This window comes from Pseudoxanthomonas koreensis (genome assembly GCF_041890415.1).
Taxonomy (GTDB): Bacteria; Pseudomonadota; Gammaproteobacteria; order Xanthomonadales; family Xanthomonadaceae; genus Pseudoxanthomonas; species Pseudoxanthomonas koreensis_A.
This window is the reverse complement of record NZ_CP169056.1, coordinates 2,450,669-2,471,249: the sequence shown is the minus strand read 5'-3', so window position 1 is coordinate 2,471,249 and position 20,581 is coordinate 2,450,669. Positions and strand designations below refer to the sequence as shown.

Below are 20,581 nucleotides of genomic sequence, written 5' to 3'. Positions count from 1 at the left end.
TGGCATCGCCGGTTGCTGCGGATTCTGCGCGGTGGCCGGCAAGTCCGTGACATGGATCGCGCGCGTGGCCAACCAGCGCCGGCAGGGGTGCCGATGGGATGGCGGGGTGCCGGGCTCAGCCGGGGGCGAGCAGGGTGAACGGATACCAGGGCAGGTTGCGCGCGATCCAGTACGCCGGCAGCAGCCACAGCCACAGTTTCGGTTCCATCAGCCAGCGCATCAGCGGCGCCAGCGTGCGTGGCCGCCAGCCGCCCGACCAGGCGACCATCAACGGGACCAGCGGCATCATCAGCACCGCCAGCGCGTTCATCGACAACGCCCGCGCCAGGTCGCCATGGACCAGTGCGTGCAGCGCCCGGGTCAACCCGCAGCCGATGCACCAGCAGCCGGTGAAGGCGCGGAACATGCACGGCGGGAAGGGATTTCCCGCCACGTTCGGATCCCAGGTGCGCAGCGCCCACACGCCAGCGCCGGCCACCACGGTGGCCGACGCCAGCATCGCGATCTGCAGCGGGCGCGAGACCGGCACGCGGGTTACTGCGCCTGCTGGATCTGCTGCATCATTTCCTGCCACTGCGCCGCGCCGTTGCCGGCGGTGAACGAGTAGACCATCCACAGCAGGCCCAGGATGGCGAAGCCGGTGGTGACCCAGCACAGGATCTTGGCGGTGTTGGAAGCGCTGCGCGCGCCGTCGAAGTCACCGGCGTTGAGGCGGCTGTTGACCTTGGACGAGAACACGATGGCGGCGATGCCGGTGCCCAGGCCAGGGATGCCGCAGCACAGGCACAGGCTGAAGAAGGTGGCGATGATCGCCCAGATCAGGTGGTTGGGCACCGGGCCGTGAGCCGGGAGGTGGGAAGCGGCAGGCGGCGCCGGGGGCGGCACATAACTCATGGCAAGTCTCCTTGGGGAACGATCGGGAAGGTCCGCCGCTCGGCGGTCAGTATGCGCCGCCGGACATGCCGCCCAGCAGGGCCAGGCCGCCGAACAGGAAGATCCACACGGTGATCAGGATCGGGCCGGACAGCGCCGACCAGATGGCCCACAGCCTGGCCTTGCGCGCAGCCTCGCGTGCGCCGTGGATATCGCCGGCCGCGCGCTTGCCGTCCACCTGGGAGGCATAGATGATCGAGACGATGCCCAGCGGCAGGCAGCAGAACAGGGTGGTCAGGATGGCCCAGACCAGATTGTTCGGCACGTATTCGGTCTGGCCGTATGGCGGCATGGCACTCATGGATATCGGGTTCCCCTGGCAACGAGGCCAAAGCCTAACCGACGCGACGGCACCGGCATAGCCGTCTCATGTGTGCGCGTGCGCGGCCGGCTCAGGCCGCATCACCGCGCAGGGCACGCACATGGGCTTCCAGTGTCTGGGCAGAGGCATCGCCCGGCAGCGCCGGCGCGGCCACCACCTCGACCAGGGCGCGGAAGCGGCGCGGCACCCGCATCCGGCCCAGGGCGCTGGCCTGGGCACGCTCGCTGCGGCGGCTCCACATGCTGGCCCACATCCCGCGCAGGGCCATCGGCACCACCGGGACCGGGCGCCCGGCGGCCGTGGCCCGCTCCAGGATCTTCTCCACCCCGGACTTGAACGGCGCGATTTCTCCATCGCGGGTCAGCGCCCCTTCCGGGAAGATGCACACCATCTCGCCCTCGGCCAGGGTGGCGTCGATGGCGTCGAACGCGCGCTGCATCAGCGCCGGGTCCTCGCGCGCGCCGGCGATCGGGATGGCCTTGGCGGTGCGGAAGATCCAGCGCATCACCGGGATGTTGAAGATGCGGTAGTACATGACGAAGCGCACCGGGCGCGGGATGCTGGCCGCCAGGATCAGCGCGTCCATGTAGCTGACGTGGTTGCACACGATCACGGCCGCCCCGTCGTCGGGCACGTGCGCCTCCACCCCGCGGATGCGCATGCGGTACAACGCGCGCACCAGCAGCCAGCTCAGGAAGCGCATCAGGAATTCCGGAACCAGCGTGAAGATCCATGCGGCCACCAGCAGGTTGGCCACCGCCAGGGCCAGGAACAGCTGCGGTCCGGTCCAGCCAAGTTGCTGCGCGGCCAGCGCCACCAGTGCGGCCAGCACGATGAAGCCGGAGTTCTGGATGTTGAGCGCGGCGAACACCCGCGACATCTCCGAGTTCGGGCTGCGGCTCTGGATCAGCGCGAACAGCGGCACCACGAACAACCCGGCGAACATGCCGATGCCCAGCAGGTCGATGACGATGCGCCAACTGCCCGGTGCGGCCAGGAAGCCGGCCACGTCCAGCCCGCCTGCAGGCGCCAGCCCGGGGCGCGCGAAGTACAGGTCCAGCAGGAATCCGCTCATGCCCAGCGCGCCCAGCGGCACCAGGCCGATCTCCACCGTGCGCGCCGACAATTTCTCGCACAGCAGCGAGCCGGTGCCGGTGCCCACCGAGAACAGGGCCAGGGCGAAGATGTACAACGTGGCCGAGCCGGCCATGCCGCCCAGGTTGAGCTCGGCATAGGCCGGCAACTGCGAGGTCAGCACGGTGCCGAAGAACCAGAACCAGGACACGCCCAGGATCGCGTTGCGCACCGCCGGCTGGCGCCGGGCCATGCGCAGCACTGCCAGCGACTCGGGCAGCGGGTTGAAGTTGACCTTCAGCCCCGGCGCACCGGCGTCCACCCGCGGGATGCGCCGCGCCACCAGGTTGCCGACCACCGCCAGCGCCACGATGGCGGTGGCGGCCACCACCGGCCCGTGCGCGCCGGCCAGCTGGAAGATCAGCCCGCCGAAGATCATCCCGCCCAGGATCGAGATCGAGGTGCCCATCTCGACCAGGCCGTTGCCGCCGGTCAGTTCCTCGGGCTTGAGGATGGCCGGCAGCACCGAATATTTCACCGGGCCGAACAGGGTGGACTGCATGCCGGTGCAGAACAGCGCCACCAGCAGCACCGGCATGCTCTGCAGCAGGAAACCGGTCGCGGCCAGGGACATGATCACGATTTCCATGGTGGTGGTGATCACGATCAGGCGCTGCTTTTCCAGCTTCTCGGCCACCTGCCCGGCGATGGCCGAGAACAGGAAGTACGGCGCGATGAAGATCGCCGGGGCGATGATCGCGTACATCGAGCGCTCGGCCGTGCTCACGCCCAGGAAGAACAGCAGGCCGATGATGGCCTGGCGGTAGACGTTGTCGTTGAATGCGCCCAGTGCCTGGACGATGAAGTAGGGCAGGAAGCGGCGCTGGGTCAGCAGCGCGAACTGGCTGTGGCCGGACATGCGGGTCTCCGCGGGACTGCGCCGGAGCCTAGCAGACGATGGCAAGCTTGCGTTTACGCCGCCAGCCGCGCAGCTGGCCCAGGCTGTGCCTGCCCGCCCCCGTGCAGGCATCCCATACCGGAGAACCGCGATGACCACGCCCCTCATGCCCGCCGCATTCCTCGGCCACGGCAGCCCGATGAATGCGCTGGAGCGCAACCGCTATACCGAGGCATGGCGGACGTTCGGCGCTTCGGTACCGCGCCCGCGCGGGATCCTGGCGGTGTCGGCGCACTGGTACGTGCCGATGCTGGCGGTGACGGCGATGCCGCGGCCGCGCACGATCCACGATTTCTTCGGCTTCCCGAAGGCGCTGTTCGACGTGGAGTATCCGGCGCCGGGGCTGCCGGAACTGGTGGAGGAGGTGGCCGAGCTGGCGCAGCCCGACCGCGTGGGCCCGGATATCGATTCCTGGGGCCTGGACCACGGCACCTGGTCGGTGCTGGTGCATGCGTTCCCGGATGCCGACATCCCCGTGGTGCAGCTGTCGCTGGATACGCGCCGGCCGCTGGAGTGGCACCTGGAGCTGGGCGCGAAGCTGGCCAGGCTGCGCGAGCGCGGCATCCTGATCGTGGGCAGCGGCAACGTGGTGCACAACCTGCGCGCGATCGACTGGAAGCAGCCCGATGCCGGCTTCGACTGGGCGCACCGCTTCGACGAGCGCGCGCGCGAGCTGATGGCCGAGGCGCCGCACCAGATCGCATCGCTGGCCTCGCACCCGGACTACCGCACGGCGGTGCCGATCACCGACCACTTCCTGCCGCTGTTGTACGTGGCCGGGCTGGCGGCCGCGGCGCAGCGGCCGGCGCAAACGCTGGTGGAGGGCTACAGCTACGGATCGCTGTCGATGACCGCCTACGGCATCGACGTGGGCGCGCAACCAGTGCTGCGCAGCGACGAGGGCGCCGCGGCGCTGGACACCAGCCTGCCGCCGATCTCGGCCAACGTGTAGCCGGCGCGCCGGGCCCTCGGCACGCCGCCGCCGCCGAGCCCGGCCCGACGCGCTTGCGGTCCGCGGCCGCCTACGCGTCGATGCGTGGCTGCGCGGCGAACCACGGTCGCAGCCGCCGCAGCGCTTCTTCGATGTGCGCGGTGGCCGGGGCGAAGCTGAAGCGGATGAAGCGGTGGCCGTCGACCGGGTCGAAATCCACGCCCGGCGCCAGGGCAACGCCGGTGTCTTCCAGCAGGCGGGTGCACAACGCCATGCTGTCATCGGTGAGGTGGCCCACGTCGGCCCAGATGTAGAACGCGCCATCCGGGGGCGCGATGCGTTCCAGTCCCAGTGATGGCAACGCCTCCAGCAGCAGCGCACGATTGCGCGCATACATGGCGCGATGGCCTTCCAGTACTTCGGTGCAGTCCAGCGCCACCAGCGCGGCCTGCTGGCTCGGCGAGGGCGGGGTGAGGAACAGGTTGCCGGCATAGGCGCGGGCGGTGTCCACGTGCGCGGACGGCACCAGCAGCCAGCCCAGGCGCCAGTCGACCATGCTGTAGTACTTGGAAAAGCTGTTCACCACTAGCGCGTCGGGCGCGTACTCCAGGATCGAACGTGCCGGCTGCGTGTAGTGCAGGCCGTGGTAGATCTCGTCGGACACCAGCACGATGCCGCGCTCGCGGCAGACCTGCGCGATGGCCTGCAGTCCGGCGGCGGGAATGATCGTGCCGGTGGGGTTGGCCGGGCTGGCCAGGATGACCCCGGCCGGTGCCGGATCCAGCGCGGCGATCGCCGCGGCGGTGAGCTGGTAGCCGGTGTCGGCGCCGCAGCCGATCTCCACCGGCTGCAGGTGCGCGGCCACGGTGGTGTTGCGGTAGGCGATGTAACCCGGGCGCGCGAAGGCGATGCGGTCGCCGGCATCGAAGCGCGACAGCAACGCCAGCAGCAGCGCCGGTGACGCGCCACAGGTGAGGATGATCCGCGCCGGGTCCACGTCCACGTCGTAGCTGTCGCGGTAGTGGCGGGCGATGCGCGCGCGCAGCGGCACGCTTTCCCAGTAGCCGGGCGGGTCCTGGTCCAGCGCCGCGCGCACGGCGGCCAGCGCCGCGGGCGGGGCCGGGGTGGAGGGTTGGCCGAACTCCATGTGCACCACGGAGCGGCCTTCACCCTCCAGTGCACGCGCAAGCTGGCTGATGGCGATTGCGCGGAACGGTTCGATCCGGCCGCGCACGGGCTAGCGGCCCTGCTCGCGTGCGATCGCGCGCCAGCCGATGTCGCGGCGATGGAAGGCGCTGGCCCAGCTGATGGCATCCACGCCTGTGTGCACGCGCTGCTGCGCATCGGCCACGCTGTCGCCCAGCGCGGTCACGCACAGCACCCGGCCACCGGCGCTGAGCACGCGGCCCTGGTTGTCGAGCGTGGTGCCTGCGTGGAAGACCTTGGCCTTGCCGCTGGCCGGATCACCCGTCACCGCGTCCAGGCCGCTGATCGGCTCGCCGGTGACCGGCGTGTCCGGATAGGGGCGCGCGGCCATCACCACGCCCAGCGAGGGGCGCCGGTCCCACTGCGCGTCCACTTCGTGCAGGCGCTCGTCCAGGGCTGCTTCAAGCAGTTCCAGCAGGTCCGATTGCAGGCGCAGCAGCACCGGCTGGGTTTCCGGGTCGCCGAAGCGCACATTGAATTCGATGACCTTGGGCGTGCCGCTGGCATCGATCATCAGCCCGGCGTAGAGGAAGCCGGTGAACGGCACGCCATCGGCGGCCATGCCGGCCACGGTCGGCTCCACCACCTCGCGCATGATCCGCGCGTGCACCTCGGGGGTGACCACCGGCGCGGGCGAGTAGGCGCCCATGCCGCCGGTGTTGGGGCCGGTATCGCCATCGCCCACGCGCTTGTGGTCCTGGCTGGTGGCCATCGGCAGCGCGGTGCGGCCGTCGACCATGGAGATGAAGCTGGCTTCCTCGCCGTCGAGGAATTCCTCGATCACCACCCGCGCGCCGGCGTCGCCGAAGGCGTTGCCAGAGAGCATGTCGCGCACCGCCGCTTCGGCCTCGTCCAGGGTCATGGCCACGATCACGCCCTTGCCTGCGGCCAGGCCGTCGGCCTTGACCACGATCGGCGCGCCATGCTCGCGCAGATAGGCGAGCGCGGGCTCGACCTCGGTGAACACCGAATAGAACGCGGTCGGGATGCCGTGGCGGGCGAGGAAATCCTTGGCGAACGCCTTGCTGCCCTCCAGCTGCGCCGCGGCGGCGCTGGGCCCGAAGATGCGCAGGCCGGCGGCGCGGAAGCGGTCGACCACGCCGGCCACCAACGGCACTTCGGGGCCGACCACGGTGATGTCGATGCCTTCGTCGCGGGCAAGCTGGAGCAGGCCGTCGATGTCGGTGACCTTGACCGGGGCGTTGCGGCATTTGCCCTCGGTGGCGGTGCCTGCGTTGCCGGGGGCGACGATGACTTCGTCCACGCGCGGCGACTGGGCCAGTTTCCAGGCCAGGGCGTGTTCGCGGCCGCCGGAACCGATAACGAGGACTTTGGACATGAGGCTGGGGGTGGGGCTTGCTGACGGGGCTGCGATTCTAGCGCGACGGGGTTGCGGGGGCGGTTGCTTGCAGCGGCAACGGCCGAAGCAACGGCGACGGCCGGGCAACGGCGTGTGGGCGGCTTCGGACGGGGCCGCCGCGACATGGGGGCATCGCCCACCGCTCGGGCGTACATCCATGTACGCACTCGCGGCCGTGGCACATCCATGTGCCACTCGGTCGATGCCCCCATGCCGCGACGTCCTTCGCGGCCGTGCGGTGGTGTGCTTCGTTGTGTGCGCGCGGACGGCCTGCAAAGGGGGTACGGCCGAAAGCGAACGCGAAGTGCAGAAAGCGCCGCGATATCTGGAAGATGCGTCGTGATGCCCCCTGGCGGGAGGTAAAGGAGGAGGTGCCGGCCGTAAGGCCGGGACCGGGGGACACGGACGCCAGGGGGTATCACGACGGATCCACTGGCGATCCAACCGCATCTCGACGGTTCTGCCTGTTACTTCATCGTCGCTCGGCCAACCCCCCACATTGATCCGTCCGCGCGTGGAAGTCGCGACTGTCTCGCTCAGTCCTGTTCGTGGAGGCCGAAGGCCGGGTGCAGGATGACTTCGCCGGCGGAGGCCGCATCGGTGAAGCGCAGGGCCTGGAAGGCGCCTTCGGGTGCGCCGGGCAGGGTCAGCAGGGGATCGGGCCGGAAGCCGAAGCGGCCGTAGTACGCCGGGTCACCCAGCACCACGCAGCCGTTGGCCTGCCGTTCCTGCAGGATGCGCATGCCGGCATGCACCAGCGCCGTGCCGATGCCGTGGCCCTGGTCGGCGGGAGCCACTGCTACCGGGCCAAGTACGTACCAGCCATCGCCGTCGCGCGAGGGGCGTGCCGCGGAGAGGGCGATGTGCCCGGCGATGCGGCGGTCGATGTCGGCCACCAGCGAGACGGCCAGGGCGCGGTCGGCGCGCAGCGTATCGACGATGCGGGTTTCCAGGCGGCCGTCGCCATGCGCGGTGCCGGCAAACGCGGCCAGGACCACGGCGCCGATGGCGTCGGCATCGTCAGGGCTTTCTTCGCGGATCCACATGGCCTGCTCCGGCGCGTACACGGGGCCGCCCCTCCGGGCGGCGGTGCAAGGAAGCATAGCGGCACCGGCCCGGCCCGCACGTCAACGCAGCACCGTCACTGCGCCTGGCACGCCCGCATGGCCGGACTCGCAAGCGGCCCGCTGCCGGATTGCAGGCGGCACATCCGGCCTGCGCGGAGGCGACGCTGCCGCCTCCTGCGCGTGGACAGGCTCAGTGGCGGAAGTGGCGCACGCCGGTGAACACCATGGCGATGCCGTGCTCGTCGGCCGCGCCGATCACCTCGGCGTCGCGCATCGAGCCACCGGGCTGGATCACGGCCTTGATCCCGGCCTCGGCCGCCGCATCGATGCCATCGCGGAACGGGAAGAACGCATCGGAGGCCATCACCGATCCTTCGACCACCAGGCCGGCATCGGCCGCCTTGATCCCGGCGATGCGCGCCGAATACACGCGGCTCATCTGCCCGGCGCCAACGCCGACGGTGCGGTTGTCCTGGGCATACACGATGGCGTTGGACTTGACGAACTTGGCCACCTTCCACGCAAACAGCAGGTCGGCGAACTGCGCGTCGGTCGGCGCCAGCCTGGTCACCACCTTCAGCTCGCTGCGGCCGACCACGCGGTCGTCGGCGGTCTGCAGCAGCAGCCCCGAGCCGATCCGCTTGGTATCGATGAAGCCGGGTGCGGGCGCGGCCATCGGGATGCGCAGCACGCGCACGTTGGCCTTCTTCGTGGCGTATTCCAGCGCGCCGGCCTCGTAGTCCGGCGCCAGCAGCACCTCGACGAACTGGCGGTCGAGGATGGATTTTGCGGTTGCTGCATCCAGGGTGCGGTTGAACGCGATGATGCCGCCGAACGCGCTGGTCGGGTCGGTGACGTAGGCCTGCTCGTAGGCAGCGCCGCAGTCGGCGCCCACCGCCACCCCGCAGGGGTTGGCGTGCTTGACGATCACGCAGGCCGGCGCGTCGAACTGGCGCACGCATTCCCAGGCCGCGTCGGCATCGGCAATGTTGTTGTAGCTCAGCTCCTTGCCCTGCAACTGCTCGAACGTGGCCAGCGAGCCGGGTGCCGGATGCAGGTCGCGGTAGAAGGCGGCCTGCTGGTGCGGGTTCTCGCCGTAGCGCAGGTCCATCACCTTGACGAAGCTGCCGTTGGCCTGGGCGGGGAACGCACTGCGCACCGGCACGGCGGAGGACGCATCGGTCACCGCGGAGAGATAGCTGCTGATCGCCGCGTCGTACTGGGCCACGCGGTTGAAGGCGGATACCGACAGCGCGAAGCGGGTGGCGGCCGACAACTGGCCGTCGTTGCCTTCCAGCTCGGCCAGCAACGCCGCGTACTGGTCCGGCGCGGTGGCCACCGCGACGCGTGCGAAGTTCTTGGCCGCGCTGCGCAGCATCGCCGGGCCGCCGATGTCGATGTTCTCCACCGCCTCGGCCAGGGTGCAGTCGGCGCGCGCGGTGACCTGCTCGAACGGATACAGGTTCAGCACCAGCAGGTCGATCGCGCCGATGCCGTGCTGGTCCATGACCGCCTCGTCGATGCCGGCGCGGCCCAGCAGGCCGCCGTGCACCACCGGGTGCAGGGTCTTGACCCGGCCATCCATCATTTCCGGGAAGCCGGTGGCCTCGGATACGTCGCGCACCGGCAGCCCGGCCTCGCGGAGGGCCTTGGCGGTGCCGCCGGTGGAGAGCAGCTCGACGTTGCGTGCCACCAGGGCGCGGGCCAGTTCGACCAGGCCGGTCTTGTCGGAAACGGACAGCAGTGCCCGGCGCACGGGCAGGAAATCGACGGTCATGAAGGGAGCAAAGCCGCAGGAAAAGAAGCGGAATTATAGCCGCCTTGCCCCGCGCGTCCGGCGCGCGGGCAGCGCCGTGGCGCTCAGACCAGGCCGTAATCCTTCAGTTTCTTGCGCAACGTCGCCCGGTGGATGCCCAGCAGCCCTGCGGCGCGGCTCTGGTTGCCCTCGCAGTGGTTGAGCACTTCCACGAACAGCGGGATCTCCATCTCGCGCAGCACGATCTCGTAGACATCGTTGGCGTCCACTCCGTTCAGGTCGCGCAGGTAGCGACGAACCGACTGCGCCACGTGCTCGCGCAGCGGCGGACGAGGGGCGGTGCGGCCGGCGTCGGCACGGGGAGAAGAGGGCTGCTGCACGAGGAATCCGTAAGGGAGGCGGCCGCGTCGAGCGGACGACGAGTCTAGCGCGCTGCTTCGGTGGCTGCCACGGCGGGTGGTTTCAGCGGAACCGGAAGGCGAACGCGATCGTGCCCGGCGCCGGCTCCTGCACCAGGAAGGTGACCTGCGCGCTCTGGCCGGGCGCCAGCAGGGTATCGGGTACGACGCCAAGGTAGTCCTCGGGCGCGAACACGCCACTGCCCAGGGTGCGGCCATCGGCATCGGTCAAGGTCAGTTGCAGCGCCGGCCAGGCCTGCGCCCAGCGTGCGTCATTGCGGAACGTGGCATCCACGCGCAGCGCGCCGGACGGCTCGGGGACCGCGCGCACCTTGCGGTCCAGCATGCGCAGCGCACCCGGTTCGCGCCAGGGCGGCAGCTCGCACCGCAGGACCGTGCACACGGCCGTCAGCAGCGGCCGCCATTGTGGATCGGCTGCCAGGCGCACGCGGTCGGCCAGCAGGCTCTGCACCACCAGCAGCAGGGCGAGCATCGCCACCAGCGGCCAGCGCCAGCGCGCCAGGGTGTGGCTGGTGACGGAAAACGGCGCAGCGGGCGTGGCTGCGGCGGTGGGGCTGGCGCGCTCGTCGGCGCCGATGGCGGGATCGGGAGTGATGGTGGCGTCGGCGTCGGCGTCGGCATCGGCATCGGCATCGGCATCGATGCTGCCGTGATGGTCGCTGCCAGCGGTGGGTCCGGCTTCGGCTTCGACAGCGGCCGCGGTGTCGCTGCCGGCTTCGGTTTCGGCGCTGATGCTGGTGTCAGGCCCGGTGTCGCTGTCGGTACTGGTGCCGCTGTCAGGGCCGGTGTCGTTGCCGATGGCATTGCCGGTATCACCACCAGCATCACTGCCGGCCTCACCGCCGGCCTCGCTGCCCGTGTCGTCGCCCGCACTGGCATCGAGTGCGGGCGCGGAGGCGGCAACGGTGGCAGCAGCCTCTGGCGCGGCGGGCATCGCGGCGTCCGCCGCGGGCCGGGGCACCGGCGCGGGCGCGGCCGGTGGAATGTCCGCGCCGTGTCCGGGTTCGTCTTCCTGCAGGGGCTTGCCGCAGTTCGGGCAGGCCACCGGCAGCGGCCGCAGCTGCGGGTGGTGGGCGACCAGGAACTGGCAATGCGGGCATGGAAGGAACATGCCCGCTATTCAAGCACGTACCGGCACCGGTTCGGCAAGCTCAGCGGCGCTTGCGGCCGTGGATGAGCACCCAGTCGTCGTCGTTGTGCACCTGCAGGGCGTCGAACCAGGCGCCGTAGCGCTGCAGCAGTTCCTGTTCCTGCCCGCGCAGGATGCCCGACAGGGCGATGCGCCCCTCCGGCGCCACCCGTGCGGCCAGGGTGGGAGCCAGCGCATCCAGTGCCGAGGCCAGGATGTTGGCCACCACCACCGGGTAGGTGGCGGCTGGCTCGTCGTGCGGCAGGTACACCGCCAGCTGCGCATCGACCGCGTTGCGGCGGGCGTTGTCGACACTGGCCTGCAGCGCCTGCGGGTCGTTGTCCACGCCCACCGCGCCGGCCGCGCCCAGCTTCAGCGCCGCCAGCGCCAGGATCCCCGAGCCGCAGCCGAAATCGAGCACGGGTGCGCCGTCCAGCACGCCGGCGGTGGCCAGCCCATCGAGCCAGCGCAGGCACAGGGCGGTGGTCGGATGGGTGCCCGAACCGAAGGCCAGGCCCGGGTCCAGCCGCACCACTGCCGCATCGGGCGTGTCGGCTGCGTCGGGCAGCGCGTGGTCCCACGGCACGATCCAGGTGCGGGTGCCGAAGTGCATCGGCTGGAACTGGTCCAGCCACACCCGCTCCCAGTCCTGGTCCTGCACGCTGCGGAATGCGGCGTCGCTCCAGTCCAGTGCCGGGTCGAACGCCTCCAGCGCGGCCAGCAGCGCCAGCGCATCGGTATCGGCGTCGAACAGCGCGGTCAGCACCAATGATTTCCACACCGGAGTCTGGCCCACGCCCGGCTCGAGGATGGCGCGCTCGTTGGGGGTGTCGGCGTCGGCGTCGAGCAGGGTCACCGACAATGCGCCCACGTCCTCCAGCGCGCGCTCGTAGCGCGGCTGTTCGGCCTCGGTGCTGCGCAGGCTCAGTTCCAGGTAGGGCACCGGTCAGCCCAGTGCGATGGATTTGTTCTTGCGCTCGGCCAGGCGCTTTTCCAGGTAGTGGATGTTCTGGCCACCGGCCTGGAAGCCCTTGTCACGCATGATCCGCTGCTGCAGCGGGATGTTGGTCTTGATCCCGTCCACCACCATCTCGCTCAGCGCAACGCGCATGCGGCAGATCGCGGTTTCGCGGTCCGGGCCGTACACGATCAGCTTGCCGATCATCGAGTCGTAGTTGGGCGGCACCCGGTAACCCTCGTAGATGTGGGTGTCCACGCGCACGCCCGGGCCGCCCGGGGCATGGAAATGCTGGATCAGGCCGGGGCTGGGGATGAAGCTTTCCGGGTCCTCGGCGTTGATCCGGCACTCGATGGCGTGGCCGGTCAGCACCACGTCCTGCTGGCGGATGGACAGCTTGCGCCCCGAGGCGATGCGCAGCTGTTCGGCAACCAGGTCGATGCCGGTCACCATCTCGGTGACCGGGTGCTCGACCTGGATGCGGGTGTTCATCTCGATGAAGTAGAAGTGCCCGTTCTCGTACAGGAACTCGAACGTGCCCGCGCCGCGGTAGCCGATGCGGATGCAGGCTTCCACGCACACCTTGCCGATCTGGGCGCGCTGTTCGGCGCTGATGCCCGGGGCCGGCGCTTCCTCCACCACCTTCTGGTGGCGGCGCTGCATCGAGCAGTCGCGCTCGCCCAGGTGGATGGCGTTGCCCTGGCCGTCGGCCAGTACCTGGATTTCCACGTGGCGCGGGTTTTCCAGGAATTTCTCCATGTAGACCATGTCGTTGCCGAACGCGGCCTTGGCTTCCTGCTTGGTGGTGGCGATGGCGTTGACCAGCGCCGCCTCCGAGTGCACCACGCGCATGCCGCGGCCACCGCCGCCGCCGGCGGCCTTGACGATCACCGGGTAGCCGATCTCGCGCGCGATCTTGACGTTGACCGCCGCATCCTCGCCCAGCGGGCCGCCGGAGCCGGGCACGCACGGCACGCCGGCGTCCTTCATCGCGCGGATCGCCTCGACCTTGTCGCCCATCAGGCGGATGGTGTCGCCCCTGGGGCCGATGAAGATGAAGCCGGACTGCTCCACCCGCTCGGCGAAGTCGGCGTTCTCGGACAGGAAGCCGTAGCCGGGGTGGATGGCCTGCGCATCGGTGACCTCGGCGGCGGCAATGATCGAGGCCATGTTGAGATAGCTGTCGGTCGAGGGCGCCGGGCCGATGCACACCGACTCGTCGGCCATGGCCACGTGCTTGAGGTTGCGGTCCACGGTGGAGTGCACCGCGACGGTGCGGATGCCCAGTGCGTGGCAGGCGCGCATGATGCGCAGCGCGATCTCGCCGCGGTTGGCGATTACTACTTTATCGAGCATCGTGGTCTCTCAATGTATTCGCTCATCCGGCCGCCGGCCTGCATGCCGGCGGGCGTTCGCAGGCTCGCGCCCGCGGTGCCACAAGGCCCTGCTCAGCCGATGACGAACAAGGGCTGATCGAATTCGATCGGCTGGCCGCTCTCGCACAGGATGGCGACCACGGTGCCGGCGGTATCGGCCTCGATCGGGTTGAACATCTTCATCGCCTCGATGATGCCCAGGGTGTCGCCGACCTTGACCTGCTGGCCGACGGTGAGGAACGGCGGCTTGTCCGGGGCGGGGGCGGCGTAATAGGTGCCTACCATCGGCGCGCGCACCACCTGGCCCGGGGGCAGGTCGGCGCCCGGCCTGGGCGTGCCGCCGGTGGCCGCTTCCACCGGCGAGTTCATCGGCATGGCCGGCGCCGCAAGGCTGCGCACGTCCGCTGCGGCTGCCGGCACGGCTGCCGGTGCAGCGACGGCCACGCCATGGGGGATGCGCGACAGGCGCACGCTCTCCTCGCCCTCCTTGATCTCGATTTCGGCGAGATTGGATTCTTCCAGCAGGTCGATGAGCTTCTTGATCTTGCGCAGGTCCATGGTGGCCTCTGTGATGGGCGCCGCCGGCCTGGGCCGGCGCGGTCTCAGTGGGAAAGGTCGGTCAGCCCGGCAACCGCGACAGCGCGGCGTCCAGGGCATAGCGGTAGCTGTCGGCGCCGAACCCGCAGATCACCCCGACCGCCTTGTCGCTGAAATAGCTGTGCTGGCGGAACGGTTCACGGGCATGCGGGTTGGACAGGTGGATCTCGATGAACGGGATGGCCACCGCCGCCAGCGCGTCGCGCAGGGCGACGGAGGTGTGGGTGAAGGCGGCCGGGTTGATCAGGATGAACGCGGTGCCGTCCGTGCGCGCAGCCTGGACCCGTTCGACCAGGGTGTGCTCGGCGTTGGACTGCAGGGATTCCAGCGCGTGCCCGGCAGCGGTGGCGCGGGCGGCCAGGTCGGCGTCGATGTCGGCCAGGGTGGTGCGGCCGTAGACCTCCGGCTCGCGGGTGCCGAGCAGGTTGAGGTTGGGACCGTGCAGGACCAGCAGTTTGGCCATCTGGGAACGCAACGCCGGAAAGGGCGGCAGTCTGCGCGATGACGTCGTTACTGTCCAGTTCGGCGAAGTTGGCCGCGTTTCAAGCGTTCGATTGAATCCGCTGCCCTCCTGTAGGAGCCGGTCTTGCCGGCGACCGCGGGTGGCAATGGCATCGCCGGTTGTCGTGGTTCTGCGCGGTCGCCGGCAAGACCGGCTCTTACAACAGGGCCCCGGCAAGAGGGCTCCGGCAAGAGGGCTCCGGCAAGAGGCTCCGGCAAGAGGGCTCCGGCAAGAGGCTCCGGCAAGAGGCTCCGGCAAGAGGCTCCGGCAAGAGGCTCCGGCAAGAGGCTCCGGCAAGAGGCCCCGGCGAGAGGGCACGGCGAGAGGGCACGGCGAGAGGGCACGGCGAGAGGGCACGGCGAGAGGGCACGGCGAGAGGGCACGGCGAGAGGGTCCGGCGAGAGGGGCTGGCGAGAGGCGCGGCAAGAGAGGGCAGCAATGGCTTCGCGCCGCTACGACCCGTCCTGCAATCCTGGCTCCGCTGCCCAATGCTCGATTTCGCCGGGCGCGAACGGGCCCAGTTTCTGCTTCACCACCCGGCGCCGGGCATCCAGCAGCACGCTGTAGGGCAGCAGGCCGCGGGTGTTGCCCAGCCAGACGCTGGCATCGGCCGGCCCCGGAGTTTCCAGCAGGATCGGGTAGTCCACCGGCACCTGCTGCAGGAAGCCGCGCACACCCTCGGCCGTGTCCAGGGCCAGGCCCACCACCTGCACCCCGGTGTCGCCCTGGGCCAGCGCGTAGCGCTGCAACTCGGGCATCTCCTCCACGCAGGGTCCGCACCAGCTGGCCCAGACATTGACCAGCAACGGACGCTCCGGCGCGATGCCGGCCAGATCGACGAGGTTGCCGTCCAGGTCGGGCAACTGGATGGGCGCGATCCGGTCGCCCGGCCTGGCCGGTTCGACCCCGGCCGGTGGCGCTGGCGCGCTGGCGTCGGCCATCGCCTGCAGGGCGCGCTGCCCGGTATCACTGCGCTGCAGCGGGCTGCCGCCGTACCAGTAGCTGGCTGCCAGCCCGAGCGCGCCGGCGCAGGCCGCCACCGCGGCCAGGCGCAGGGTTGCGCCCTTCATCGTCCTGCAGCGCGCAACAGCGCGTCCTCGACGATGGCCGCACTCAATACCGGCGGCAGCACCGCCGGTGGCGCGCCGGGCCCGTACACCACATACAACGGCACGCCCACGGCCTTGTGCTCTTCCAGGAATGCGCTGATGCGCGGATCCTCGTTGGTCCAGTCGCCCTTCATGTAGACCGCACCGGTGCGCGCCAGTGCGTCGCGGAAGGCGTCGCGTGCCAGCACGTTGCGTTCGTTGGCCTTGCAGGTCACGCACCAGTCGGCTGTCATGTTGACGAACACCGCCCGGTCCTGCGCGCGCAGCGCATCCAGCGCCTCGGGCGAATACGCCACCGCGTCGTCGGCCTGTGCAACCGCGGCCGGTGCGGCCATCCGAGTCACCGTCCACACCGGCGCCAGTGCCGCCACCGCCAGCAGCAGCGATGCAAACACCAGTGCGCGTGAACCACGCCAGCGGCCGCGCTCCAGCGCCCACAGCGCCAGTGCCAGCACCGCCGCGCCAACCAGGACCAGCGCCACCGCATCCACGCCGCGCTGCTTGCCCAGCACCCACAGCAGCCAGATCGCGGTGAGGTACATGGGGAAGGCCAGCACCTGCTTGAGGGTTTCCATCCACGCTCCGGGCCGTGGCAGCCGGCGCGCAACGGCCGGGACCAGGCCGATCAGCAGGAACGGCAGGGCCAGGCCCAGGCCCATGACCAGGAACACCAGCATCCCGGCCGCTGCCGGCGCGGCGAAGGCGTAGGCCAGTGCCGGGCCCATGAACGGGGCGATGCACGGGCTGGCGACCACGCAGGCCAGCACGCCGGTGAGAAAGTCGCCGGCCGGGCCGCTGCGCGGATTGGCCAGGCGGCCACCGATGCCCCCGCCCAGGGTGAACACCCCCGACAGGCTCAGGCCGACGGCGAACATCAGGTAGGCCAGGGCCGCCACGAACCAGGGCTGCTGCAACTGGAAACCCCAGCCGGCCACCTGCCCGGCCACGCGCAGGCCCACCGCCAGCGCGCCGATCGCGGTGAAGGACACCAGCACGCCGGCCGTGTACCAGAGTGCATGCGTGCGTGCGCGCAGCCTGCTTTCCCCGCTTTCCACCAGGCCCAGCGCCTTGAGCGAGAGCACCGGCAGCACGCACGGCATCAGGTTGAGGACCAGGCCGCCGAGCAGGGCCAGCAGCAGGACGCCGGGCAGGGCGCTGGCGCTGGCACTGGGCGGCGGCGCGGCGGTGCGCAATGCATTGCCGGCCGACGCATCCACTGCACCGATGGAGGTGCCGGCGCTGGCCGCCGGCGGGGCCAGGATCGCGGCCTGGCCTGACGGCGCGTCCTCGCCCGTGGCTGCCGCCGCCGGGGCGCGGGCAGCGGACGCGTCGTCGCCGTCGCCGGCCGGGTTCGCGGTGGCGGGCGTGGCTGTGCCCACCTGCCCGGCGGGCAGGTCCACGACTACCCGCCGGGTCATCGGCGGATAGCAGATGCCGCCGTCCTGGCAGCCCTGGAAGGTCGCCACCACGGTGGTGCGCCCGGCGCGTGCATGGCTGCGCCGCAGCGGCAGCTCCACGTCCACGGTGCGGAAGTACACCACCACCTGTCCGAAGTAGTCGTCGTGGTGCAGGCTGCCGTCGGGCCAGCGTGGCGCCAGCGCCTGCAGCCCGGGGTCGCCTTCCAGCACCAACTGGCTGCGGTCGCGATAGATGTAGTAGCCCGGCGCCGGCTGCAGGCGGACCCGCAGCAGGTTGCCGCCATCGGCGATGGCGTCCACCGCAAAGGCCTGGGCCTCGGGCAGCGCCGGTTGCCCGGACAGCAGTGCGCCGAGCGCGCCACCGCTGCCTGGCCGGCCGGATTGCAGCGGCAGGCCGGCCGGCGCCGCATCGGCCGGGGGCAGCGCCACCCGCAGGCGCCGGGTCTGCGGCGGATAGCAGATGCCGGCGTCGGCGCAGCCCTGGTACTTGACCTCGAGCATCGCCACGTCGGCGCTGCCCTGGCCGGCCAACACGGCAACCAGTTCGCCGCGGTAGGTCTCCACCGGGCCGAAGAACTCGTCCTCGTGCGGCGCGCCGGCCGGCAACTGCAACTGGCCGTCGGCAAAGCCGGCGCTGGCGGTCACCAGGGTGCGGTGCCGGTACAGGTAGTAGTCGTCGGCGATCTTCCAGCGCAGTTCGATGCGGTCGCGCGTGGTGGCCTTGGCGCTGAGCACGAACGCCTGGTCCACCGGCAGCAGGTCGCGTTCGTCCAGCGCCTGCGCGGCGGGGACGAAGGCGTGCGCCAGCAGCAGGCCCAGCATGGTCTGGAGCAGGAATCGGCAGGACAGGAACATCGGACTCACTCGACCTCGTGGATCTGCGCGGCCACCCAGGCCAGGTAGGCGGGCAAACCGCCGGCGGTTTCGACCGCCAGGATTTCGGGGAGTTCATACGGATGCAGCGCCTGCAGCCGCTCCACGAGTGCCGGCACGCCACCGGCCGTGGTCTTGGCCAGCAGCAGGACCTCGTCGGCCTGCTCGATGCGCCCTTCCCAGCGGTAGATCGAGCGCACCCCGGGCAGCACGCTGACGCAGGCGGCCAGCTGCTCCTGGACGAGCGACTGGGCCATGCCCTCGGCGCATTGGCGGTCCGGACAACTGCAGATGACGAGCTGGACACTCATCGGAGGCATCATAGCCTCGCGCGCCGGTGCCCTGCCGCCCGGCCCTTGAAAGGCCCGGGGCCATCCCCATATGCCCTGCAATCCGGTCTACTGGCCGGACTTTTGCCGCCCGCGGCGCTGGCACTCGTTTCGTGCGAGTGCTAGAATCGCCGCCCGTTTATGAACCTAATCAATCACTTAGAGGGATTGAAATGAGCAACATCAAGCCGCTGTACGACCGCGTTGTCATCAAGCGCACCGAGGAAGAGAAGGTTTCCGCCGGTGGCATCGTGATCCCGGATTCGGCCACCGAGAAGCCGATCAAGGGCGAGGTGGTGGCCGTTGGCGAGGGCAAGGTGCTGGAGAACGGCACTGTCCGCGCACCGAAGGTGAAGGCCGGCGACCAGGTGCTGTTCGGCAAGTACAGCGGCACCGAGGTCAAGCTCGATGGCGCCGATTACCTGGTGGTGAAGGAAGACGACATCTTCGCGGTGCTCGGCTAAGCGCCGCCCACTCCTCCAGTCACCCATCACGAATAACGAATCACGGAGTTTTCCACATGGCTGCCAAAGAAATCCGCTTCGGTGAAGACGCACGCGCCCGCATGGTCCGCGGCGTGAACGTGCTCGCCAATGCCGTCAAGGCCACCCTCGGCCCGAAGGGCCGCAACGTCGTGCTCGAGAAGAGCTTCGGCGCCCCGACGATCACCAAGGACGGCGTGTCCGTGGCCAAGGAGATCGAGCTGACCGACAAGTTCGAGAACATGGGCGCGCAGATGGTCAAGGAAGTTGCTTCCAAGACCTCCGACAACGCCGGTGACGGCACCACCACCGCCACCGTGCTGGCCCAGGCCTTCATCCGCGAGGGCTCCAAGGCCGTGGCCGCGGGCATGAACCCGATGGACCTCAAGCGTGGCATCGACCAGGCCGTGAAGGCCGCCGTCGAAGAGCTGAAGAAGCTGTCCAAGCCCACCGCCGACGACAAGGCCATTGCCCAGGTCGGCACCATCTCGGCCAACTCGGACGATTCGATCGGCAACATCATTGCCGAGGCGATGAAGAAGGTCGGCAAGGAAGGCGTGATCACGGTCGAGGAAGGCTCGGGCCTGGAGAACGAGCTGGACGTGGTCGAGGGCATGCAGTTCGACCGCGGCTACCTGTCGCCGTACTTCATCAACAACCAGCAGTCGCAGACCGCCGACCTGGATGACCCCTTCATCCTGCTGCACGACAAGAAGATCTCCAACGTGCGTGACCTGCTGCCCGTCCTCGAGGGCGTGGCCAAGGCCGGCAAGCCGCTGCTGATCGTGGCCGAGGAAGTCGAGGGCGAGGCCCTGGCGACCCTGGTGGTCAACACCATCCGCGGCATCGTCAAGGTCGTGGCCGTGAAGGCCCCGGGCTTCGGCGACCGTCGCAAGGCGATGCTCGAAGACATGGCCGTGCTGACCGGCGGCACCGTGATCTCCGAGGAAGTGGGCCTGTCGCTGGAGAAGGCCACCATCAAGGATCTGGGCCGGGCCAAGAAGATCCAGGTGTCCAAGGAAAACACCACCATCATCGACGGCGCCGGCGAGACCGCTGGCATCGAGTCGCGCATCAAGCAGATCAAGGCGCAGATCGAGGAAACCTCCTCGGACTACGACCGCGAGAAGCTGCAGGAGCGCGTGGCCAAGCTGGCCGGTGGCGTGGCGGTGATCAAGGTCGGTGCCTCGACCGAGATCGAAATGAAGGAAAAGAAGGCCCGTGTCGAAGACGCCCTGCACGCCACCCGTGCGGCGGTGGAAGAAGGCGTGGTCCCGGGCGGCGGCGTGGCCCTGGTGCGTGCGCTGCAGGCCATCGGCGAGCTGAAGGGTGTCAACGAAGACCAGAACCACGGCATCGTGATCGCCCTGCGCGCCATGGAAGCCCCGCTGCGCGAGATCGTGACCAACGCCGGCGAAGAGCCCAGCGTGGTGCTCAACGCGGTCAAGGACGGCAAGGGCAACTACGGCTACAACGCCGCCACCGGCCAGTACGGCGACATGATCGAGTTCGGCATCCTGGACCCGACCAAGGTCACCCGTTCGGCGCTGCAGAACGCGGCCTCGATCGCCGGCTTGATGATCACCACCGAAGCCATGGTGGCGGAGCTGCCGAAGAAGGAAGAGCCGCACGCCCACGGCGGCGGCGGTGGCATGGGCGGCATGGGCGGCATGGATTTCTGATCCGGCCCCCCAGCCGTTCCATTGCGACACGGAAAACCCCGCCGCAAGGCGGGGTTTTTCTTTGGCTCTTCGTCCAGCCGGTAAACGGCAGCATCCGCCG

The 20,581-nt window shown here is 69.8% G+C and carries 20 protein-coding genes; 3 read left to right on the top strand and 17 right to left on the bottom strand.

Annotation, left to right across the window (positions count from 1 at the left end; genetic code table 11):
* Positions 1-115 precede the first annotated feature (115 nt).
* The 4 genes from ACEJ41_RS11285 to ACEJ41_RS11270 all read right to left on the bottom strand — a co-directional run bounded on the left by ACEJ41_RS11285 (position 116) and on the right by ACEJ41_RS11270 (position 3,248).
* Entirely contained in the window at positions 116-499 is a 384-nt protein-coding gene (locus ACEJ41_RS11285) for a DUF2752 domain-containing protein (protein ID WP_374014132.1), read from the bottom strand.
* A gap of 35 nt (positions 500-534) precedes the next feature.
* A complete protein-coding gene (locus ACEJ41_RS11280) occupies positions 535-894 on the bottom strand; it encodes a CD225/dispanin family protein (protein WP_374012365.1) in 360 nt (119 codons plus the stop codon).
* Between the two features lie 46 nt (positions 895-940).
* Positions 941-1,234: a CD225/dispanin family protein gene (locus tag ACEJ41_RS11275; protein WP_374012364.1), complete on the bottom strand. Its 294-nt coding sequence runs from the start codon at positions 1,232-1,234 to the stop codon at positions 941-943.
* A 91-nt stretch (positions 1,235-1,325) separates the two neighbouring features.
* Positions 1,326-3,248 (bottom strand): MFS transporter, encoded by a 1,923-nt coding sequence (locus ACEJ41_RS11270; protein ID WP_374012363.1) that lies wholly within the window; start codon positions 3,246-3,248, stop codon positions 1,326-1,328.
* Positions 3,249-3,378: 130 nt separating this feature from the next.
* Between ACEJ41_RS11270 and ygiD the strand changes: the two genes are divergently transcribed.
* Entirely contained in the window at positions 3,379-4,239 is an 861-nt protein-coding gene (ygiD, locus tag ACEJ41_RS11265; RefSeq protein ID WP_374012362.1) for a 4,5-DOPA dioxygenase extradiol, read from the top strand.
* A gap of 70 nt (positions 4,240-4,309) precedes the next feature.
* On the opposite strand, the gene ACEJ41_RS11260 is transcribed toward ygiD, so the two are convergent.
* From ACEJ41_RS11260 to cutA, 13 genes are all read right to left on the bottom strand, one after another.
* Complete coding sequence (locus ACEJ41_RS11260) at positions 4,310-5,452, bottom strand: pyridoxal phosphate-dependent aminotransferase (RefSeq protein WP_374012361.1); 1,143 nt, start codon at positions 5,450-5,452, stop codon at positions 4,310-4,312.
* 3 nt (positions 5,453-5,455) lie between these two features.
* A complete protein-coding gene (gene purD / locus ACEJ41_RS11255) occupies positions 5,456-6,763 on the bottom strand; it encodes a phosphoribosylamine--glycine ligase (RefSeq protein ID WP_374012360.1) in 1,308 nt (435 codons plus the stop codon).
* A 557-nt stretch (positions 6,764-7,320) separates the two neighbouring features.
* Entirely contained in the window at positions 7,321-7,830 is a 510-nt protein-coding gene (locus ACEJ41_RS11250; protein ID WP_374012359.1) for a GNAT family N-acetyltransferase, read from the bottom strand.
* 211 nt (positions 7,831-8,041) lie between these two features.
* Positions 8,042-9,628, bottom strand: a complete 1,587-nt coding sequence (gene purH / locus ACEJ41_RS11245) for a bifunctional phosphoribosylaminoimidazolecarboxamide formyltransferase/IMP cyclohydrolase (protein WP_374012358.1) — start codon at positions 9,626-9,628, stop codon at positions 8,042-8,044.
* An 83-nt stretch (positions 9,629-9,711) separates the two neighbouring features.
* Positions 9,712-9,987, bottom strand: coding sequence for a DNA-binding transcriptional regulator Fis (gene fis, locus ACEJ41_RS11240; RefSeq protein WP_374012357.1), 276 nt, complete (start codon positions 9,985-9,987; stop codon positions 9,712-9,714).
* A gap of 82 nt (positions 9,988-10,069) precedes the next feature.
* Complete coding sequence (locus tag ACEJ41_RS11235; RefSeq protein ID WP_374012356.1) at positions 10,070-11,137, bottom strand: DUF3426 domain-containing protein; 1,068 nt, start codon at positions 11,135-11,137, stop codon at positions 10,070-10,072.
* Positions 11,138-11,177: 40 nt separating this feature from the next.
* Complete coding sequence (gene prmA, locus ACEJ41_RS11230; protein ID WP_374012355.1) at positions 11,178-12,098, bottom strand: 50S ribosomal protein L11 methyltransferase; 921 nt, start codon at positions 12,096-12,098, stop codon at positions 11,178-11,180.
* A 3-nt stretch (positions 12,099-12,101) separates the two neighbouring features.
* A complete protein-coding gene (accC, locus tag ACEJ41_RS11225; protein ID WP_374012354.1) occupies positions 12,102-13,469 on the bottom strand; it encodes an acetyl-CoA carboxylase biotin carboxylase subunit in 1,368 nt (455 codons plus the stop codon).
* Between the two features lie 92 nt (positions 13,470-13,561).
* On the bottom strand, positions 13,562-14,047 hold the full coding sequence (gene accB / locus ACEJ41_RS11220; RefSeq protein ID WP_374012353.1) for an acetyl-CoA carboxylase biotin carboxyl carrier protein: 486 nt from the start codon (positions 14,045-14,047) through the stop codon (positions 13,562-13,564).
* A 61-nt stretch (positions 14,048-14,108) separates the two neighbouring features.
* Positions 14,109-14,549 carry a type II 3-dehydroquinate dehydratase gene (aroQ, locus tag ACEJ41_RS11215; RefSeq protein WP_374012352.1) on the bottom strand — a complete coding sequence of 147 codons (441 nt, stop codon included), beginning with the start codon at positions 14,547-14,549 and terminating at the stop codon, positions 14,109-14,111.
* Between the two features lie 491 nt (positions 14,550-15,040).
* Positions 15,041-15,658 (bottom strand): TlpA disulfide reductase family protein, encoded by a 618-nt coding sequence (locus ACEJ41_RS11210; RefSeq protein WP_374012351.1) that lies wholly within the window; start codon positions 15,656-15,658, stop codon positions 15,041-15,043.
* Entirely contained in the window at positions 15,655-17,970 is a 2,316-nt protein-coding gene (locus ACEJ41_RS11205; RefSeq protein WP_374014131.1) for a protein-disulfide reductase DsbD family protein, read from the bottom strand. Before ACEJ41_RS11205 ends, ACEJ41_RS11210 begins: the two co-directional genes overlap by 4 nt.
* Positions 17,971-17,975: 5 nt before the next feature.
* Positions 17,976-18,308: a divalent-cation tolerance protein CutA gene (cutA, locus tag ACEJ41_RS11200; protein WP_374012350.1), complete on the bottom strand. Its 333-nt coding sequence runs from the start codon at positions 18,306-18,308 to the stop codon at positions 17,976-17,978.
* A gap of 182 nt (positions 18,309-18,490) precedes the next feature.
* On the opposite strand from cutA, the gene groES reads away from it, so the two are divergent.
* Both groES and groL read left to right on the top strand, forming a co-directional pair.
* Entirely contained in the window at positions 18,491-18,781 is a 291-nt protein-coding gene (gene groES, locus ACEJ41_RS11195) for a co-chaperone GroES (protein WP_374012349.1), read from the top strand.
* Between the two features lie 56 nt (positions 18,782-18,837).
* The gene (groL, locus tag ACEJ41_RS11190; protein WP_374012348.1) at positions 18,838-20,481 is read left to right on the top strand and encodes a chaperonin GroEL; all 1,644 of its coding nucleotides are present in this window, start codon (positions 18,838-18,840) and stop codon (positions 20,479-20,481) included.
* The last annotated feature ends 100 nt before the right edge of the window (positions 20,482-20,581 follow it).